Annotated in this window: 18 protein-coding genes, 1 tRNA gene and 1 pseudogene; 9 read left to right on the top strand and 11 right to left on the bottom strand. The window is 58.5% G+C overall.

Translation table 11 applies throughout. The annotated features are described in order from the left end of the window. Positions 1-140: 140 nt before the first annotated feature. The 4 genes from cysQ to WDN02_RS01885 all read left to right on the top strand — a co-directional run bounded on the left by cysQ (position 141) and on the right by WDN02_RS01885 (position 3,140). The gene (gene cysQ, locus WDN02_RS01900) at positions 141-995 is read left to right on the top strand and encodes a 3'(2'),5'-bisphosphate nucleotidase CysQ (protein WP_337291896.1); all 855 of its coding nucleotides are present in this window, start codon (positions 141-143) and stop codon (positions 993-995) included. A gap of 123 nt (positions 996-1,118) precedes the next feature. Then, complete coding sequence (locus tag WDN02_RS01895; protein ID WP_337291895.1) at positions 1,119-1,715, top strand: DUF1134 domain-containing protein; 597 nt, start codon at positions 1,119-1,121, stop codon at positions 1,713-1,715. A 124-nt stretch (positions 1,716-1,839) separates the two neighbouring features. After that, positions 1,840-3,009, top strand: a complete 1,170-nt coding sequence (locus WDN02_RS01890; protein WP_337291894.1) for a hypothetical protein — start codon at positions 1,840-1,842, stop codon at positions 3,007-3,009. 55 nt (positions 3,010-3,064) lie between these two features. Then, a tRNA-Glu gene (locus WDN02_RS01885) sits at positions 3,065-3,140 on the top strand. Here the strand turns inward: WDN02_RS01885 and WDN02_RS01880 are convergent. After that, entirely contained in the window at positions 3,100-3,666 is a 567-nt protein-coding gene (locus WDN02_RS01880) for a tyrosine-type recombinase/integrase (protein ID WP_337294838.1), read from the bottom strand. The two genes, WDN02_RS01885 and WDN02_RS01880, sit on opposite strands and share 41 nt — an antisense overlap. 261 nt (positions 3,667-3,927) lie before the next feature. On the opposite strand from WDN02_RS01880, the pseudogene WDN02_RS01875 reads away from it, so the two are divergent. Beyond that, positions 3,928-5,153: pseudogene (locus WDN02_RS01875) on the top strand (IS3 family transposase). 415 nt (positions 5,154-5,568) lie between these two features. Here WDN02_RS01875 and WDN02_RS01870 read toward each other — a convergent pair. The 3 genes from WDN02_RS01870 to WDN02_RS01860 form a co-directional block, all read right to left on the bottom strand. Further along, positions 5,569-5,835, bottom strand: a complete 267-nt coding sequence (locus WDN02_RS01870) for a hypothetical protein (RefSeq protein ID WP_337291893.1) — start codon at positions 5,833-5,835, stop codon at positions 5,569-5,571. Positions 5,836-6,048: 213 nt separating this feature from the next. Beyond that, positions 6,049-6,456, bottom strand: coding sequence for a hypothetical protein (locus tag WDN02_RS01865; RefSeq protein ID WP_337291892.1), 408 nt, complete (start codon positions 6,454-6,456; stop codon positions 6,049-6,051). 40 nt (positions 6,457-6,496) lie between these two features. Beyond that, positions 6,497-6,691, bottom strand: a complete 195-nt coding sequence (locus tag WDN02_RS01860; protein ID WP_337291891.1) for a hypothetical protein — start codon at positions 6,689-6,691, stop codon at positions 6,497-6,499. 497 nt (positions 6,692-7,188) lie between these two features. Between WDN02_RS01860 and WDN02_RS01855 the strand changes: the two genes are divergently transcribed. Further along, positions 7,189-8,022, top strand: a complete 834-nt coding sequence (locus WDN02_RS01855) for an SMR family transporter (protein ID WP_337291890.1) — start codon at positions 7,189-7,191, stop codon at positions 8,020-8,022. A 352-nt stretch (positions 8,023-8,374) separates the two neighbouring features. Here the strand turns inward: WDN02_RS01855 and WDN02_RS01850 are convergent, their stop codons facing one another. From WDN02_RS01850 to WDN02_RS01840, 3 genes are all read right to left on the bottom strand, one after another. Next, positions 8,375-8,674, bottom strand: a complete 300-nt coding sequence (locus WDN02_RS01850) for a hypothetical protein (RefSeq protein ID WP_337291889.1) — start codon at positions 8,672-8,674, stop codon at positions 8,375-8,377. Between the two features lie 172 nt (positions 8,675-8,846). Then, positions 8,847-9,056 carry a hypothetical protein gene (locus WDN02_RS01845; protein ID WP_337291888.1) on the bottom strand — a complete coding sequence of 70 codons (210 nt, stop codon included), beginning with the start codon at positions 9,054-9,056 and terminating at the stop codon, positions 8,847-8,849. Positions 9,057-9,218: 162 nt separating this feature from the next. After that, positions 9,219-10,319, bottom strand: coding sequence for an IS5 family transposase (locus WDN02_RS01840; RefSeq protein WP_337291887.1), 1,101 nt, complete (start codon positions 10,317-10,319; stop codon positions 9,219-9,221). A gap of 126 nt (positions 10,320-10,445) precedes the next feature. On the opposite strand from WDN02_RS01840, the gene WDN02_RS01835 reads away from it, so the two are divergent. Continuing rightward, entirely contained in the window at positions 10,446-10,691 is a 246-nt protein-coding gene (locus WDN02_RS01835) for a DUF3761 domain-containing protein (RefSeq protein ID WP_337291886.1), read from the top strand. A gap of 31 nt (positions 10,692-10,722) precedes the next feature. After that, positions 10,723-11,604: a nucleotide-binding protein gene (locus WDN02_RS01830; protein ID WP_337291885.1), complete on the top strand. Its 882-nt coding sequence runs from the start codon at positions 10,723-10,725 to the stop codon at positions 11,602-11,604. Positions 11,605-12,143: 539 nt separating this feature from the next. Here the strand turns inward: WDN02_RS01830 and WDN02_RS01825 are convergent. The 4 genes from WDN02_RS01825 to WDN02_RS01810 all read right to left on the bottom strand — a co-directional run bounded on the left by WDN02_RS01825 (position 12,144) and on the right by WDN02_RS01810 (position 15,067). Further along, positions 12,144-12,419 (bottom strand): hypothetical protein, encoded by a 276-nt coding sequence (locus tag WDN02_RS01825; RefSeq protein WP_337291884.1) that lies wholly within the window; start codon positions 12,417-12,419, stop codon positions 12,144-12,146. Continuing rightward, positions 12,416-12,652, bottom strand: coding sequence for a hypothetical protein (locus WDN02_RS01820; protein ID WP_337291883.1), 237 nt, complete (start codon positions 12,650-12,652; stop codon positions 12,416-12,418). The genes WDN02_RS01825 and WDN02_RS01820 overlap by 4 nt, the downstream gene beginning before the upstream one ends. A gap of 682 nt (positions 12,653-13,334) precedes the next feature. Further along, a complete protein-coding gene (locus WDN02_RS01815; RefSeq protein ID WP_337291882.1) occupies positions 13,335-14,186 on the bottom strand; it encodes an oxidoreductase in 852 nt (283 codons plus the stop codon). 443 nt (positions 14,187-14,629) lie between these two features. Further along, positions 14,630-15,067, bottom strand: coding sequence for a Spy/CpxP family protein refolding chaperone (locus WDN02_RS01810; RefSeq protein WP_337291881.1), 438 nt, complete (start codon positions 15,065-15,067; stop codon positions 14,630-14,632). 503 nt (positions 15,068-15,570) lie between these two features. On the opposite strand from WDN02_RS01810, the gene WDN02_RS01805 reads away from it, so the two are divergent. Beyond that, positions 15,571-17,130: an FAD-dependent oxidoreductase gene (locus WDN02_RS01805; RefSeq protein WP_337291880.1), complete on the top strand. Its 1,560-nt coding sequence runs from the start codon at positions 15,571-15,573 to the stop codon at positions 17,128-17,130. The last annotated feature ends 154 nt before the right edge of the window (positions 17,131-17,284 follow it).

Genomic DNA, 17,284 nt, shown 5'->3' with positions numbered 1-17,284 from the left:
GACTTGCGCAGCGACGGCTTTTTGTTACACCCAGCAAGGACGTTTGCAACCATTGCGCCGATAGGCCTTTCATTAGCCGCCGGGAAGCCAATATCTTCACCTCATAAGCGGCGTGTGAGTCGCGGGGTCTGCAGGATCCAATGTCAGTCCAATTAAGCTCAAAGCCATTGAGCCTGAACTATCAGGCGATCGCCGAGGATTTCGCCGAGCTCGCGGTCGCCGCCGGCGCTGCGATTATGCTGTTCTATAACAATGACAGTAACGCGCGGCAGAAAGGCGACACGAGCCCGGTGTGCGATGCCGATCTTGCAGGCGAGGCGGTCATTCTCGCAGGCCTCGCGGCGCGGATGCCCGAGCTGCCGGTGGTCTCGGAAGAGGCCGCGGCGGCGGGTGCCCAATCGACCGACGATGACACGTTCATCCTGGTCGACCCTGTCGACGGCACGCGTGAATTCCTGGCCGGGAAGGGCGAATTCACGGTCAATATCGGGCTCATCGTGCGTGGAGAACCAAGGGTCGGCGTCGTCTATGCGCCGGCTCTCGAACAGATGTGGCTCGCGGGCGATCATGCCGTCACGTTTCCGGTCGCGCCTGGCGCTAAATTGCCGCCGCCGACAGAGCGGACCAGAATCACAGTTCGCAAACAGGATCGCGAGAACCGCGTCGCCCTGACAAGCTGGTCGCATACGGATCCGCGAACCACGGCCTTTTTGGACCATCTGAACATCAAAGAACGCCGGATGATTGGGTCCTCGCTGAAATTCTGTGCACTGGCTGATGGCTCGGCCGATATCTACCCGCGTTTCGGAGCCACGATGGAATGGGACACGGCTGCCGGCGATGCAATTTTGCGCGCGGCAGGCGGCATCGTGCTCGACCGGGACGGACAGCCGCTGCGCTACGGCAAGACGGCGACCAAATTCATGAATGGCTCTTTCGTCGCATGGGCCGATCCCGATACGAGCGTTGTCGTTGCGGGCCCAAGAACGGCGTAATCTTTCGTTAACCATAGAGGTTGACAGTCGAGGCGCGATTCGCGGCCCCTCGGCGTGTCTTCCGCTTGGCGAAAAGATGTGCCGATTGACCATGCCGTGCGCCGGCTCATTCGGGAGATGACCATGAGACCCACTTCGCGGCGGGAATTTTCAGCGAAATTGGCGTTGATGGCGGCCTCTGGCTTGGCCCTGGGCTTGCCGAAGGCCGCGCTCGCTGTGAGCGAGGACGATCGTCCGGGTGAATTCACCGGCGACGAACTCATGCAGGCCGGTCATCATTTCTTCGGCACGCTGTCGCGTGGCCTGGCCCAGGTTGTAGAAGAGGCCTCGCGGCGTTGGGGCCGCCCGAACGGCTATATTCTCGGGCAGGAAGCCGGCGGCGCCTTCATCGGCGGCCTGCGCTATGGCGAAGGCCTGATGTACACGCGAAACGCCGGCGACATGAAGGTCTTTTGGCAGGGACCTTCGCTCGGCTTCGATGCCGGCGCGGACGGTGACCGCACGATGATGCTCGTTTACGGGCTGCCGGCGGTCCGCGCGGTGTTTCAGCGCTTCGCCGGTGTCAACGGCTCGGCCTATTTCGTCGGCGGATTTGGCATGACGGCGTTGACCGCGAATGATGTGGTCGTGGTTCCCGTTCGCACCGGGCTTGGCGCCAGACTCGGCGTGAATGTCGGATATCTGAAGTTCACCTCGCACCCCACTTGGAATCCCTTCTAAAGGCGTCTCAAGGCGGCACCAGCTTCTTCGTAGCCGATTTGTGTCCATTTTGATCTCTCGGGCAGAGGTGTCATAATCCAGCGCATGACAATCCGGCGGGTGAAGCTGCGTGATTGAGCAGGCGATGATCTTTGCGCTTGGGTTCCTGGTGGCAGGACTCATGGCGCTTGCTTTTGCACCGGCATTCTGGCGCCGCGCGCTGCGTCTGACGCGCCGCCGGCTGGAAACGCAAGTTCCGCTCTCCGTTGAAGAAATTCTGGCTGACCGGGACCATCTGCGGGCCGAATTCGCGGTCGAGCGCCGCCGTCTCGAAATCCGCGTGGGCGAGGTGGCACAGGCCCATGCCGTAGACCGCAGCGAACTTGGCCGCCGCGCCGCGGAAATTCTTGCGCTCAAACAAGCGGTTGAAAGCCATCAGGAAGAGGTCCGCGGGAGAGCCGAGGCTTTGGCGAAAGCCGAAGCGGAGATTGCCGCCCTTTCCAGCGAGCACGGCGCGCTATCAGCGGCGCTATACGATGCTGACGGGCTCTATAAGACCAAACAGGAACAATTGGCGAAGCTCAATCAAGCGCAACAGGCCCTCTCGACGCTCGCCGATCAGAGACTTGCCAACCATGCCGCGGCGGACGCGCGTGCGTCCGGCCTCGAGCTTCGGCTTGGCGATGTCAGCCGGACCCTGGTCGAGGCTGAGCAGCGTTTCACCGAGCGCACCGCACATGCGGCACGGCTCAACGATGCCCTCGTCGTAGCCAAGAGCAATCTCGAAGTGCTTGAGACGAATTATGCGATGTTGCAGCGAAGATTCGATGCCGAGGCGGCGCGCGCAGCTCAACTCGGCAAAGACCTTGATGAATTGCGTCAGCAGCGCGATGCCGACCAGGGAAAGCTGCGGGCCCTGAACATCAAGATCGGCGTCCAGGATGCGGCGCTCGAAGATGCCAAGCAGCGCGAAACGCGGATCACGGCGCAGCGCGACCAGCATGTCGAGAAGTCGCGCGAGTCAGCGCGCGCGCTGAGCGAAAAATATGAAGGTCTGCGATCGGAATCGGCAACGCTTCAAGGCGCGCTCGATGCGGCGCGGCGGCGCTGTGAAGCGCTTGAATCGGAATTGTCGCAAACGCGCGCCGGCCGCGGCTCGCCGCCGTCCAAAAGTGAGGCGGAGGAAAACGCCTCACTGCGCCAGGAAGTGAGCGAAATCGGCGCGGCTATCGCCCGTCTGGCGCCTCCGGCCCTCGCGGCAGACGGGGAGGCCCGCGACGCAAATCTCGAAATGACAAACCAGACTGGAACCTGAGAACGCCTTGTGCCCTTGCGGACGCGTTGCGTGCGCGCTAGAAGCCTCGCTTCCCGCTCCCTTCGTCTAGCGGTCTAGGACGTCGCCCTCTCACGGCGAAAACAGGGGTTCGAGTCCCCTAGGGAGCGCCAGCGCCGCCAAGTGCGCTTGTTTTATCAAATCTTTTTCGTCTTCTTGTCCCACCTCAATTTGCGGTGGGACAATCTTCGCGGCGGACGTTTGCAATTTCAGCATCGCCGAGTCCGCCATTCCTGGCTTGCGGGCAGCCCGAGTATAGTTCTCGACTTCTTCCAGCGTGCGGTGGCCGGTAATCGACATAACTTCGTGCGCGGTGGCCTGACTTTCCGCGAGTCGTGCAGCCATCGCTTTTCGTAAGCCGTGCGCGCGACCGGGCACACGCGCCTCTATGCATTTCTCACGAAACCAATTGCCAAAGCCGTTAGCGGTGTGGGGCTGCCCAAACTCGGTGACAAGGAAAGTTTCAACACCGCAAGGCCCGACATCAATCGCAGCTTTGAGGTGCGGATGCGGCGGCATGTCCATTTCTACTGGCGCGCGGTCCTCATTCTTCGCCTGCGTGAAGCGAATGCGCCCGCCTTGAATGTGCTTCGGGCCGAGTCGCACGGCGTCCTCGCGCCTACCTGCCGTGTAAAGCATCAACGCCATCGCAAGCCTCGGCTTCGTGCCCAGCGGAAAACGCCGCTCAAATATTTCGACCTCTTCAATCGTCCACGAATGGTGGCCTTTGGTTTTGTATTTGATGAGCTTGACGTCGCGAGCCGGATTAAACTTCGCCTCTTCGGCTTCCGTCGCCCAACTGAAAAGCGCCTTAAGAGCTTTCAATCGTTGATTCGCGGCACCGACTGATCTGGCCCCCGTTTGAACCGGACACTCAAGCCTAACTGGGGACTTGGGGATATCCTCAAGCATGGGCTTATGTCTGATATTGAAATCATCACCGACGGTGGGCGTCGCCGGCATTGGTCAGCGGCGGATAAACTCCGGATTGTCGAGGAGACGCTCGACGACCGCGCCAGCATCTCGGTTGTCGCTCGGCGGCATGGTGTGGCGCCGAACCTGTTGTATCGTTGGCGCCGGCTGATGCTTGAGGGCGGGAGCGTGGCGGTGGCTGATGACGGCGAAGTGACCGGCAACAAGACAGTCCGGCAGATGGAAGAGCGGATCCGCGAACTGGAACGCCAGCTCGGCAAGAAGACGCTTGAAGTCGAAATCCTGAAGGAAGCGCTGGATAAATCGCGCTCAAAAAAACAGATCTTGCTGTCGGGCTCGTCGCAGAAGGACGGTTTGCGATGAAGGCGGTCGCTGACACGCTCGGTGTTGCTCGCTCGAACCTCTACGACCGGCTGAAGGGCGAGACCCGTCCGCGCCGTCGCTATCATAAGCCCGGTGACGTCGAGCTGCTGCCGCGGATCGAGCGACTGGTCACCGCCCGCCGACTTATGGCTACAGGCGGGTCACTGCGGTCCTGAACCGCGAATTGCGCGCCGAAGGCCTATCGCCCGCGAACCATAAACGGGTCTACCGCATCATGCAGATGCATCAGATGCTGCTAGCGCGCCGTTACACAGAGCGCCCCGACCTCGTCCATGACGGCAAGGTCATCGTGATGCGATCGAACCTGCGTTGGTGCTCTGACGGCTTCGAGTTCACCTGTTGGGATGGCGCTATCGTCCGCGGCGCCTTCATCATCGACGCGCACGACCGCGAGATCATCGCCTGGCGGGGCGGTGGTGAACGCCGGAATCAGCGGGTCCGACGTGCGCGACATGATGCTGGAGGCGGTCGAACGACGCTTCAGCAGCTATCGGGCTTCCGCGGCGGTCGAAATCCTGAGCGACAACGGCTCGCCCTATATTGCTCGGGAAACCAGGATCTTCGCCGCTCAGCTCGGCCTAAAACCCTGCTTCACGCCGGTGAAGAGCCCTCAGAGCAACGGCATCTCGGAGGCCTTCGTCAACACGCTGAAACGCGACTATGTTCGCGTCACACCAGTCCCGAATGCGGAGACCGCCCTAAAGGCGATGTCCGCCTGGTTCGAGGATTACAACGACCATCATCCACATTCAGGTCTGAAAATGCGCTCGCCGCGCGAGTTCAGATCTGCTCAAATCGCAACCGCTTGAGTGTCCGGCCAAACGGGGGCCAGATCACCGACCTTGTCCGCAAGCTCATCCCGAAGACGGCGCACATGGCGCGATTCCATCTGGTCGAGGGGCAGGATGGCCTTAGTCTGGCAAATCAACTCAAGCGCGCGCCGTCGCCAAGATTTGGTACTCCAATCAAGGCCGCGAAATTCGGGGCTCGCATAATACTTTACGCAAAGCGCGCGGAAGCTTCCAGGCACGATGCCCTCGACCATTTTCTTAGGCGCAGCGACCGCCTTGCCTGAGAGTGCGTCTTGGTACGAAGCCCAAAAGGCGGGCGTACCGTATTCCTCGCGCAAACGAACCTTGGCGCGTCCGCGCGGTCTGACATACCAGCGCACGTTCCCATGGCGGTCGACGTCGCGGCTTAGATGTGGTGGGTTAGTACGCGCCATTACGCGGCGGCGTCCCATGGATTCGCGTCGGCATTGGATTCGTAGGAAAGAGCCGAGAAGTATTCGTCGACCTGCAATCGGTCCCAGACGCGCCGAGAGTTGATGGCCTTCGGCTTCGGCATTCTGCCATCCGAAACAAGCTGGTCGAACAGCGAAGGCGACACGCCGATGTATTTGGCGGCAACCACGCGAGATAGACCACGCGGCGCTAATGAAGCGGGCAGGGCGCCTGTTCGATTATCGTTCGCGGGTAATGTCGGCGGCATCTGGCAACCATAGTTGCGGGCGAAACGGGCGCGTAGCCCGCCGACAACCCATTATGTGAATTTCGAAACTAAAAGCAAATCCTTGCGCGATTTTGCGACGATCTGTCCGATCGGCGTGGCCTTTCGGGCATGAAGGTTGGCGGCGGCCGTGTGGTGCCCGGCCGCCTATTCGTGACTCCGACCTGGCTGCGGGGCACCGTGTTGGCGTCGGTGCTACGCGGCGTCTTTGGCCGGGTAGACGCAGCAAGAATCTACCTCAAGCGTCGCGCCGGGCGGTTCGCTGAGTTCGATAGTGTATCGCGGCCAATCTGCGCCGAGTTTGTGAGCGCGCACCGTTCCGACGATTTCAGTCTCGCCGATTTCGACGATAACGCGCTCGCCCCGCCGCCAAAGAAGGCCCGCGACGTCGGTCGTCTCGCCTTCGCCGAATCTGACCCGGCAATCTGATTCGAGGTGCTCGCTTTCTTCGGGGGAGCCGTCATCCTCAGGTGGATCGTCGTCCTCGACGTCCTCGTCGGCCGCGTCCCACGCGCAAAGCCGATCCATTTCGCTTTCGGCGAGATCAATCCGAAGCCGCGCACCGCCGTCTTTATTGCTTGCGTGGATCTTGCTGATCAGCATTTGCAGTAGCTCGCTGGCTTCATGGTTGTTTGCGCACGCTTCACACATTCGCCTGCCCTCCTGCTGTGAGCGTCGCGAGTTCAGCAGCTATCTCGCACGGCAGTACGATGGCTGCGTCGGCGATATCTTCTAAAAGCAGGTAGGCGCGGCCAGCGTCGGTTAATTCGAAGGCTGGTTCACCTAGGTGGGCAAAAGGCAAGCCGGTAGCGGCTGCCGGAACTGTGTTGTTCGGCATTGGGGTATCCCCGTAAGTCATTAGTGTGATCTAACGGATCAGTTTTAGCTTAAAAAAGCTAAGCTCGTCAACCACATTTATGATCTATTAGATCATTATTGTTGACAACAGGGTCGGCTCCGTGGCCTCTGAGCACATGCTTACCCCCGCCCAAATACGCGCTGCGCGTGCCTTGCTGAATTTGTCTCAGGACGAATTGCCCGCGGCGAGCGGGCTGGCTCGGCAGAGCATAAAAAACATTGAGAGAGGCGTCACCGACCCTCGCCTATCGACCGCTATGATTGATCAAAACGACGCTCGAAAAGGCCGGGGTGCAGTTCCTAGAGCCAAGTGATGTAGCAATCGGTCCCGGTGTGGCGCTGAAGGCGAAGTGAGGCCGGCGAGTTCTCGAAGCCGCCGTTGAGTGAAGAGCGGCCGGGCGAAGTTGGGAAAGTGGATTGACCTACTCGGCGCTGCGATAGAAAAGCGAGAACAAACGCACTTTGAAAAGGAAGGTCATGTCGACCTCGGTTTTTGTTGTCGTTCTGTTAGCCGCCGCCTTGCACGCTTCCTGGAATGCCGTAGTTAAGGTTGGCAAGGACACAGACGCCACCGCTATTCTAGTGAGTTCAGCCGCCGCGTTCATTGCCCTTTTGGCGTTACCCTTTCTGCATCGTCCAGCAATTGCTAGTTGGCCGTTTTTGGCTACGTCTGCGATCATTCATATTGCGTATTTTTTGCTGGTCGCGCGTGCCTACCGCACAGCCGATATGGGACAGGCTTATCCCCTCATGCGCGGTGCGGCTCCTATTATCGTGGCGGTCGTCAGCACGACATTCCTTGGGGGACGTCTCTCGCACCCAGCTATGGTGGGAATCGCTCTTATTTGTTTTGGTGTTGCAGGGATGGCGTTTGGTACTAAACGTGAGCACTTTCGCGGAACGGCATATGCCGTAGGAAATGCGGTTGTGATCGCTTCCTACACCCTCGTCGACGGTCTTGGAGCACGCAATTCCGGCTCCCCGTTCGCCTACGCATTCTGGATATTCCTGTTAAGTGGTGCCCCTTTAGGGCTTTGGCTCATCACGGTGCGACGGGAATCCATGAACCGCTTGCAATCTTCCAGCCTGTGGCGCGCATTTTTGGGTGGCGCGGCTTCGATACTTTCATACTCCCTCGTCCTATGGGCCATGACAGTTGCATCGATTCCCACGGTCGCCGCGCTTCGGGAAACGGCAATCCTCTTCGGGGCGGCCATTTCGATCTTAGTGTTGAAGGAAAATGCTCGCCCAATCCGAGCCGCAGCGTCCGGAGTGATCGCGGCCGGCGCGGCCATGATACGGCTTGCCTAGACACTTTTGAACTGCCGCGCTTCCGGCGTCGACGTCACGGCAAAAGAACAAACCCACAATCGCTGATTCGTGCCGGTTCCGTGCTGCCTACAGTCCGCAATTCCCGAAACAGGACGAGCGCACACCGAGCACGCGCAACATTCGCTTAATACTTACTTCGCGCGCTGATCCTTTAAACAGACAGGCTCGCCTTGAGGCACGTCAACGCAATTCCAGCCCGCGCCAAAACCAAATGAAGTAGTGCGCGCATTGCGATATCTGGTTTCGAAAAACGCGACTAAAATCACTAGCGCGACCAACGCCAGAGCGATTCCGATCGTCTCTTTCGGTGGCGGCAGTTGGTATGGCCAGTTCATCGCTTCGTCTTAGGAGTGCGATTGTTCGCCACGATTTCTCGGACGAAAAGGGATCGCCGGTAAAAGTTAGATTGCTCGATATCATCGTCTCTCAAGTGAGCCGTGAGAAATCGATTCTGCTCTTGCAGCTCGACTTCGATCCTCTCTATGCGTTCGATGCCAGCCAACGATGAAACGTCGGTCCCAAGATAGGCGGCCGCCGCTTCAATGTCGGTGTCGCTGATGCTTTCCGGGGAAGGACGAGCAATGCCCACCGTAAAATTTTCGAGCAGGTGAAACGCGGCGCTGAATTCCATTTCTGTCCACCGACGGAATTAACGGCGACCTTCACAGCCTTCCGCCTAAAACTCAATAACTCACCCGCACCAGCAGCCCCGCCGCAAACGCCGCAGCGATAATCACAACAACCGCCAGTAGCCGTCAGTCGTATCGCTCGCGCCGGGGCAACTTCACTATAAGGCCATCAAATTATTTGTCGGGATTCAGATCAGGATACCGATCAACTATAGGAAAGATTAGCTCTTTTGCGACGTGCCCCATCAAGTCGCCGATAGCTTTGTCAAATTTCGCTTTTATTGCAGGATCCGAAAACCTGCGTGTCTCAGCGTACATCTGTCCGACCGGACCGTCGAGCGACACAGCGAGAGACAACAGGGCTTGTGCAACTTCCTTTTCCATCGTCGTCTCATTACTTGCTAGCTTGCCTCTCAAGCCTAGCAGGCTGCTGAAAAATTGCGGTGCTTCAGGCGCGGAGAGAGTTGCTGCTGACTTTCCGAGAATGGCTTTGTCGATGATGACGGTCGGCGGATGTGGCTGTGATGAGCGACGCCTTAGGTGGCATCATGGTGTCATCTCCTCAATCAATTTCGGTAGTCTGACGAGGTTGTAGGCTGCGGCGGCGAAGGCGAAGGCGAAGGCCCAGCCCACGCGATCGACGCCGCGAAACTTCGTCTTGCGCTGCCCGGCGATGGTCTTCATCCAACCAAAGGCCTCCTCGATCCGTTTACGAATGCGCTGGCTCGCCGAATAGGCCTGATGGCGCGTTGTTCGCCGGTCGATGGTTGAACGCCGGCCGCTGATATTTTGCGCGATGTGCGGACGCACATTCATGGTTCGCAGTTCATTGACGAAATCGGCCGCGTCATAACCCTTGTCGGCGCCGAGCGTGATGGCTTTTGGCCGATCGGCGCGCGGCTCGATCATGGCCAGCGCCGCGATGCGTTCGCCATGGCCGTTGGCGGGCGTGAGACAGGCATCGACGATGAGGCCGCAACGGTTCTCCATCAAGGCGTGGCCGAGGAAAGCGAGTTTTGCTTCCATGCCCGGCCCCTTGCGATAAAGTCGGGCCTCGGGGTCAGTGGTCGAGGCATGTGTCTCGTTCGAGCGCTTCTCACCCTTGAAATCCGCCTCGGCGTTGCGGCCAGGACCTGACGGCGGCTGATCCCCTGAACCGTCCTTCGGCTTGAAGCTTTTCATCGAGGCCCAAGCCTCGATCAGCGTGCCATCGACGGAGAAATGATCCGACGAGATCAGCCTTTTGACGCGCGGCTGGGCCAGCACGGCGGCGAGGAACTTCGCGGCGATCGCCCCATCGAGCAGACGATCGCGGTTCTTGGAAAACACCGTCGCATCCCACACCGGATCGTCGATGGCGAGCCCGACAAACCAACGAAACAGCAAGTCAGTATCGAGCCGCTCCATCAACTGGCGTTCCGAGCGAACTGAATAGAAAGCCTGCAACAGCATCGCCCGCAGCAGCCGTTCCGGCGGGATCGACGGACGGCCGACCTTCGAATAGAGCGCCGCGAAATCCGCCGCCAGGGCTCCGAGCGCCTCGTTGGCGATCGCGCGGATCACTCGCAACGGATGATCACGGCGCACCCGCGCCTCCAGATCAACATAACTGAAAAGCTGTCCCGAACCTTCGTCACTGCCGCGCATGCTGCTGTCTCCCAACGAAATGGAATCACGATCAGCCCCGCAAAGGAAGAGGGTTTTTCAGCAGCCTGCTAGGCTGTGCCGTAATACCCTGTCAACGCCGTTAGAGCGCTGCCGGGAAGGAACGCCATGAGCCTCTTAAGGACCGCCCTAATTGCCGGCGCTCTAGTGTCGCCCGCTATCGCATCCGCCGCGACCTGCCACGACACCCCCGGCTCTTATACTGACGTCGATGGCGATACGGTACACCGGCCTGTTTGCGCAACCACGCATCAGGCCGGCGAAACCGCTATCTGCAATGACGGCTCGCACAGCTTCTCGCGCCACCACACCGGCACGTGTTCGCACCACGGCGGCGTGGCGGAATGGGAGTGAAGTCGGTCTGAATTAATAGGAAAGTATTTCAATGGCTCGGTCACCAAGTTCAAACCCGCGGCGAGCAGCTGCAAATTTAAACTCTGATCAGATGCGCACTGGAATTACACGCCTCAATAGGAGAATCGAAGAGCTGCAGAACTTTGACGTGAATTCCATTACTAAAGGTGGCGATTCTCGAATCTTGGCCTTTGAAAAGTCGATCGAAGAGACCTTAGATCGAGTATTCGGCCCGATGACTATCGAACAAGGCCGGTACGCGCAGGCAGCCGTCCTTCATCAGGAATGGGGCGTCGCTCTGCAGTACGCCGCCAGAAATATGACTCCTCCACCGAACGAGCTTCAGAGCGAATTTGCGCCACTGAGAGACCGCTCAATCGCTCTATTGAAGCAAGCGGTGAGCGGCCTTGAGGAAGAGCTTTCACACGACGAGGAAAATAACACTTCTTTAATCGTCGGGATGAGCGAACTTGGTCGCCGGGTGTTTCTTGTTCACGGTCACGATGAAGGCATCCGGGAATCGGTCGCGCGGTTTTTGGAGAACATTGGATTTCAGCCAATCATCCTACATGAGCAAGTTAATCAGGGCCGCACTGTGATTGAAAAGGTCCAAGCGTACGGCGATGTAGGATTTGCAGTAGTCCTCCTGACGCCGGACGACGAGGGAGCGACCAAAGGAGGCACACCATCTCCGCGCGCTCGACAAAACGTCATTTTGGAACTGGGATATTTCATTGGCCGCTTAGGCCGAAAACACGTCATCGCCTTGAAGCGTGACGAGGTTGAATTCCCGTCCGATTTCGGCGGAGTCGTCTACGAGGTGTATGATGCGAATGGCGGCTGGAAGCGAGCGCTTGGTCGTGAATTGCAAGAAGCTGGCTACGACATTGACTGGAATAAAGTCATGCGTTGACAAGCCCGTACAAAGTTACCTTCCCCCACTCGGCACAACCGGCCGCCACACTTGCCTATTCGGGATTGCCGCTTGTATAGGCTTGCGAGAAATCGGCCGTGACGGACATTGATCGCGCATCATCGGCAGTCGCCTTCGCGTTTATTTGCCTGATCGCGAAATCCGCTAAGCCCCGAACGTCTGATTTGCCCGCGCTCGCTCGGTGAACAATTGCCGACGCGATGATCTCGGTGCGAGGGTCATTGCGATCTATACCAAGTTCTATAAGGGCGACCTCATAAGCCGCTGTCATTTTAGAAATTTCTTGCGGGCCAAAGGTCGAATTTCTGAGGATTCGATAGATAGCCATAACGTAGCCTCTAGGTTCCTTTTAAAACTCCCAACCTCGCGAACACGACGAGCGGAAGCCGTTTCGGGTTTTGCAAGTAAAGATAAGTCGAACCGCCAAACGCACAATAGCTTTTGCTAATTTTCGTCGTGGTTCCAGAGGCGTTAGATCGTGACGTTTGTCATTGCAGCGCAGCAAGCCCCCGTGAGCTTCACCTCGGCTTCGGCCCTTCACCGTGCCAGAGCGCTTTCGTGAAGTGCGCGCCGCAAACGCGGATCGTCGATAAGGGTGGATGGTGCTCGCAATCGGCGCTAATCGCATTGAGAAAGCTGGTGCCGTCCATTTCAGCCCCGTATTTCGCGATCATGTTGGCGACGCGATACCGCCCGCGACGCGGGCAATGCCAGCAGGCGATGTATAGAAACTCGCCTTTCATCGCGCCGACCGTGTAGGCTTGCATGCCTTCGGGGCTGCGCGCCTTGCTCATTCCACCTTGCCTCGCGCATAAGCGCGAAGCTGATCGAGAATCGGCTCTTTGGGATCGAGCTTGAAAGCGCAGTTGAACCGCGGGTTGGTCGCTTTATAGATGCGTTGAATGATGGTCTTGAGCGCATCGCGGTCTGGTTCAGGGACCGAAGATCGCCAAGCGATCGGGGATGAGGCCGGCAAGCCATCGGCGCTGTTCGCGGTCAGAATCCAGATCGCGTGATCGGCGCGCATCGCAGATATTCATCTGGGAACCGGCACGCGTTTTCAGGCTCAAGCACTGAATGGAGACAAACGAGAGGTCTTTCGCCGGGATGGGTTGGACTAACCTTCCCGACCTCGTCGAGAAAGAAGATCGGACTCGCCGTCTTTGATTCAGGGAATCCCGGTGCAATGCGTCCCGGCCGCGCAGCCTTCCAGGAGAGGGACAGCCCGATCGGCGCGCCGTAATCGCTCAACATGTCCATGGCGACCCGTTCTAGACGCGTGCCAATAGCTTCCGCCAAAGATTAGGCAAAGAAGCTTCTCCGATCTCGGGGGCGCCGAGAAGCACGATCGACGGGATCGCGAGCTGAGATTTCGTGACGAGGGACAATTTAAAGGTATGCAGAACAATACGGGCCTGCGCCGGATCATATCGCAGAGTGTTTGGTCGTTCAGGGCTTCAAGTATCGCCGATTTCATTGCCAAAACGAAACCATACTCGATGGATGGCATCGCTGGACAGATTCGATGCCCTGCCTCGTTATGGAGGCTGAAGGTGATATGTTTCTTCCCGGCCAGCCGCAAACGCAGCAAGGGAGGCTATGCTGTCATCGATCAATAGACCTTGGTTTCATTTCGATCGAGACGATTGCGCATGCCATCTGTCATAGCGGGCATTCTCATAAATCGACGGAATTGGAATAGTTGTCCGTCAGACAGCCGGATAATCGGCCGCAAGGCTGGTCTCTTTCCAGAGATTGACCTCGTCAAGCATCGCCCGCAGTTGACTTTCGACGTTTTCGAAACCTTCGCGACCCAGGACGAGATGCCGCGGCGGGGCCGCCGATTGGACAGCGCCGATAATGACTTCAGCGGCGCGGGTGGGATCGCCTGGCTGTTTGCCGCTATATTCTGCGGTCGCAAGCCTGCGCTTGTCGGCGCTTTCTTTGTAATCGCTGATGAAATGCGGGGATTGTTTCAGCGAGCGGCCAGCCCAATCCGTACGAAACGGTCCCGGTTCGACCAGTATCACATGCAGGCCTAAAGGCTCGACCTCCTTGGCAAGGGACTCGGATAGGCCTTCGACCGCGAATTTCGTCGCGGCATAATAGCCGGATCCGGCAAAACCGATGACGCCTGCGACCGAAGTAATATTGACGATCGTCCCCTGCCGCCGTGTCCGCATCTGAGGCAAGACCGCGCGCGTTACGGCAGCAAGACCGAAAAAATTTGTCTCGAAAAGCTCGCGGACTTCCTTGTCATCGCCCTCCTCAACGGCGGCCAAATACCCATAGCCAGCGTTGTTAACGAGGACGTCGATGTGGCCGAATCGACGGATGGCCTCATCGACCGCCCGCTTGATCTGATCAGGTTTGGTCACGTCCAGCGCAAGGGCGATTGCCTGGTCCTTGTTTTGCTCGCCGATATATTCGAGGGCCTTCGGATCTCGCGCGGTCGCGACAACATGAAATCCATGTGCAAGAGCAGCTTTCGCAAGCTCGCGGCCAAAGCCGGTCGAACATCCGGTAATGAACCAGACGGGCTGCTGCGTTTCTTTCCCCATGAGTACCGCTCCTTCGGAATATTCATCCTTACGCCTGAACGGATCGCACGGACGTCGGTTAAACTAGGGGAATTTGGACGACAGATAAGCTGAGGACATTAATATAGATCAATCCAGCGGATGCGCCGCAGTGCTTATCCGCTGTTGATTCAGCTCTTCGGATTTCAGCGTGGGATTTTCTAAAGCAAATCCTTTTGTCATCCGGTTGCGCGGCGCCGGCCTGAGCACGGATCTGGACGGATAAACCGTTCGGGTCGATGCTTTAAGCCGAGGTGCCTGACCGTATAGCCTGATACGATTGCCAAGCGGGCCCGACCCCGAAGAAAACTCCGGGTGCGGGCAACGAACGCCAAGCTTCGCAGCTTTGATTTTTTCCGGGGGACGTCTTGTCAGGAAGCGACTTTGACGGAATCAAATAAAGTCTTCGCGCTAGAGTTCGCGCTCTAGCGACGGTGCAGCTGGTCGCGAATCCTCTCGAATTTTTTCTGCTGCCGCGCGTCGAGACTTTTGTAAAAAGCAATCAGCTTCGGATTCTCCAGTTTCAAAGCATCAAGCCGAGCCGCATAAAAATCCTGCCCGAAAATGAGACGCCCTTCAAACGTAGACAGATCCGGCTTGCTCGCGCAGAGCTTGGTCTTTGAATCGGCGAGCGCCTTCGCACGCGCGGCCTGAAACTCTTCGAAAGTGGCCTTCTGTGCGTCATTAAGATCCAAGCGTCTCGCCAACCAATCGGCAAATGCACCCTCATTCGATAAGGGGGTACGCTCCGAGCAGAGGCGTTCAATGGTCGAGTCTACTTTCGGCGCCGCCTCAGCCTGTACTAAGGGCGAAGCAAAAGTCACACATGCAACGATTAAAGCTAAAACTTTCAACTTCCGCATTTCATTCTCCTGGTGTTGATTTCTGCCGAGAACTGACCCGGCTTTTTATGTTCCCGAGGTCAGGTTTTGGTCAATGCATTGGCCTTCTCCCTTCGTTCTTTTGCGATTGTGTTGCTAGCCTTGAACCGGAAGTCATCGACAGATCGATGTCAGCCGGGTGTGTTGGCTTTCACGGCCAAGGCTGTAGTGGAATTCATATATCGGCCTTGTCACCTGCTTTACCAAATAAATATGAACTCACACAATTTTGCTCTTATGGCGCTTTGCACGTGATCCACGACGCGCATTTTCAGTTTGTCGGTGATTTCGCGTCGACTGAGAGCGTCGCGATTTGGTGACGGAGTCTTGAACGGACTTTGCATCTGCTTTGACGTGGATCAAACACCATTCTGCGGCGCAGCCGTACCAAAAGAATTGGTTCTTCGACAATCTGGATTGTGGACGCTGGATTGTGGATGTCGTGGACGTCGTGCGCTCGAGAAAAGCCAAGCGAAGAGGCGAAAATGACGACGAACGAATGGGCGCCGCATATGAGTCCTAGTGTCGAACGGTTCGTCGGAAGCTCAGCGGATCAAAGGCCGGCAACGTGGGATGACGAGGCCGATGTCATCGTAATCGGATACGGTTTCGCTGGAGTTGCGGCCGCGATTACCGCGCATGACTCCGGGGCGAAGGTGCTCATGCTGGAGAAGGCACCCGAGGCGCATAAGGGCGGCAATAGCCGCGTGTCGGGCAACATCGTCTTCTGGCCCGACAATGTGGAGAAGGCCAAGGCCTACTTGAAGGGCCTGATCGGACCCTACGGCGACAACATTTCTGAAAAGATGATCCAGGTCTGGGCGACGGAAATGCACGCCAACCGTGCCTGGCTTGAAGGCTTGGGCATGAAGCCCGTAGCGCTCGCCGCCGTGCCCGCCGAGTTTCCGGAACTGGACGGCTCCGATTGCGTGCAGATCTTGGTTCATGGCGACGGATCAATCGGCGACGAACGCCTGTGGCGAGGCGTCACCGAGCCGGCCATGGCGGCCCGCCATATTCGAACGCTTTATGAAACGGCGGCGGTCCGGTTGGTGAAAGACAAGGGCGAGATCGTCGGCGTCGTCGCGGACCGGCGCGGGACAACCATGGCCATCAAGGCGAATCGCGCGGTCGTCCTCGCCTGCGGCGGCTTTGAGAACAATCCGGCGATGATCCACACTTACCTGACTGGCCTGCCGCGCATCTATCCGTCGGGCACGCCCTACAACACGGGCGACGGCGTTCGCATGGGCTTGGAGGTCGGCGCCGACCTCTGGCACATGAGCAACATCTCCGGCCCGGTGTTTTTCTTCAAGGCGCCCGAGATTCCGGTTTCCGGCTGGATCAATACGCCCCACGCCGCAAGCTACATGTTCGTGGCGGGCGACGGCGCGCGCTTTACCGCAGAGGGCCAGCAGGCCATGGGCGCCGATCGCCACGGCAAGATCAAATACCACGGCGCGTGGATGCAGCAGCCCGCCCCGGTCCCGGTTTACTTCATCTTCGATGAGAGCGTGCGCAAGGCGGGGCCCCTCGGGCGGGCGCATGCGGATTGGGACGTCAGCCACGACGGCCGCTACGCTTGGAGCGACGACAACCTGCGCGAGGTAGAGAAGGGTTGGATCAGGACGGCCGAGACAGTGCGCGATCTCGCCGGGCTGATCCAAGTTCCGCCGGACGCGCTGGAAGCCTCCGTCGCGCGGTTCAACAGGTTTGCTGCCGCCGGCAGGGATGCCGACTTCGGCCGAAACCCGGCTTCGCTCGCAGCGCTGAAAACCTCACCTTATTACGCCATTGAATTGACGCCCACCTTCATCAACACGCAGGGCGGGCCGCGGCGCAACGAGGATGCCCAGGTGATCGGCGCCGACGGCCGGCCGATTCCGCGCCTCTACTCGGCGGGCGAACTCGGGTCGATCTACGCCTTTCTCTACCAGGGCGGCGGCAACATCGGCGAGTGCTTCGCCTTCGGCCGCATCGCTGGCGCGAACGCCGCGCGGGAAGAACGGCAGGAGGTCGAAGCGATAGCCGAGGTCAGCGGCTAGGTCATTTCCGCCAAGACAGCACGAAAGCGGCTCGCAGCGGTCACGTCATCCATCTTTCGGAAGCGTTGTTTTCGACTGGACAGAGCCCCAGACATTTCACGCTGCCCGCGCGGACGTCAGTGCAATCTAACTGGCTGCGCGCGCAGGTACGGAG

The sequence above is a fragment of the Methylovirgula sp. genome (genome assembly GCF_037200945.1).
Classification (GTDB): Bacteria; Pseudomonadota; Alphaproteobacteria; order Rhizobiales; family Beijerinckiaceae; genus Methylovirgula.
This window is presented reverse-complemented; position numbering and strand designations above follow the sequence as displayed.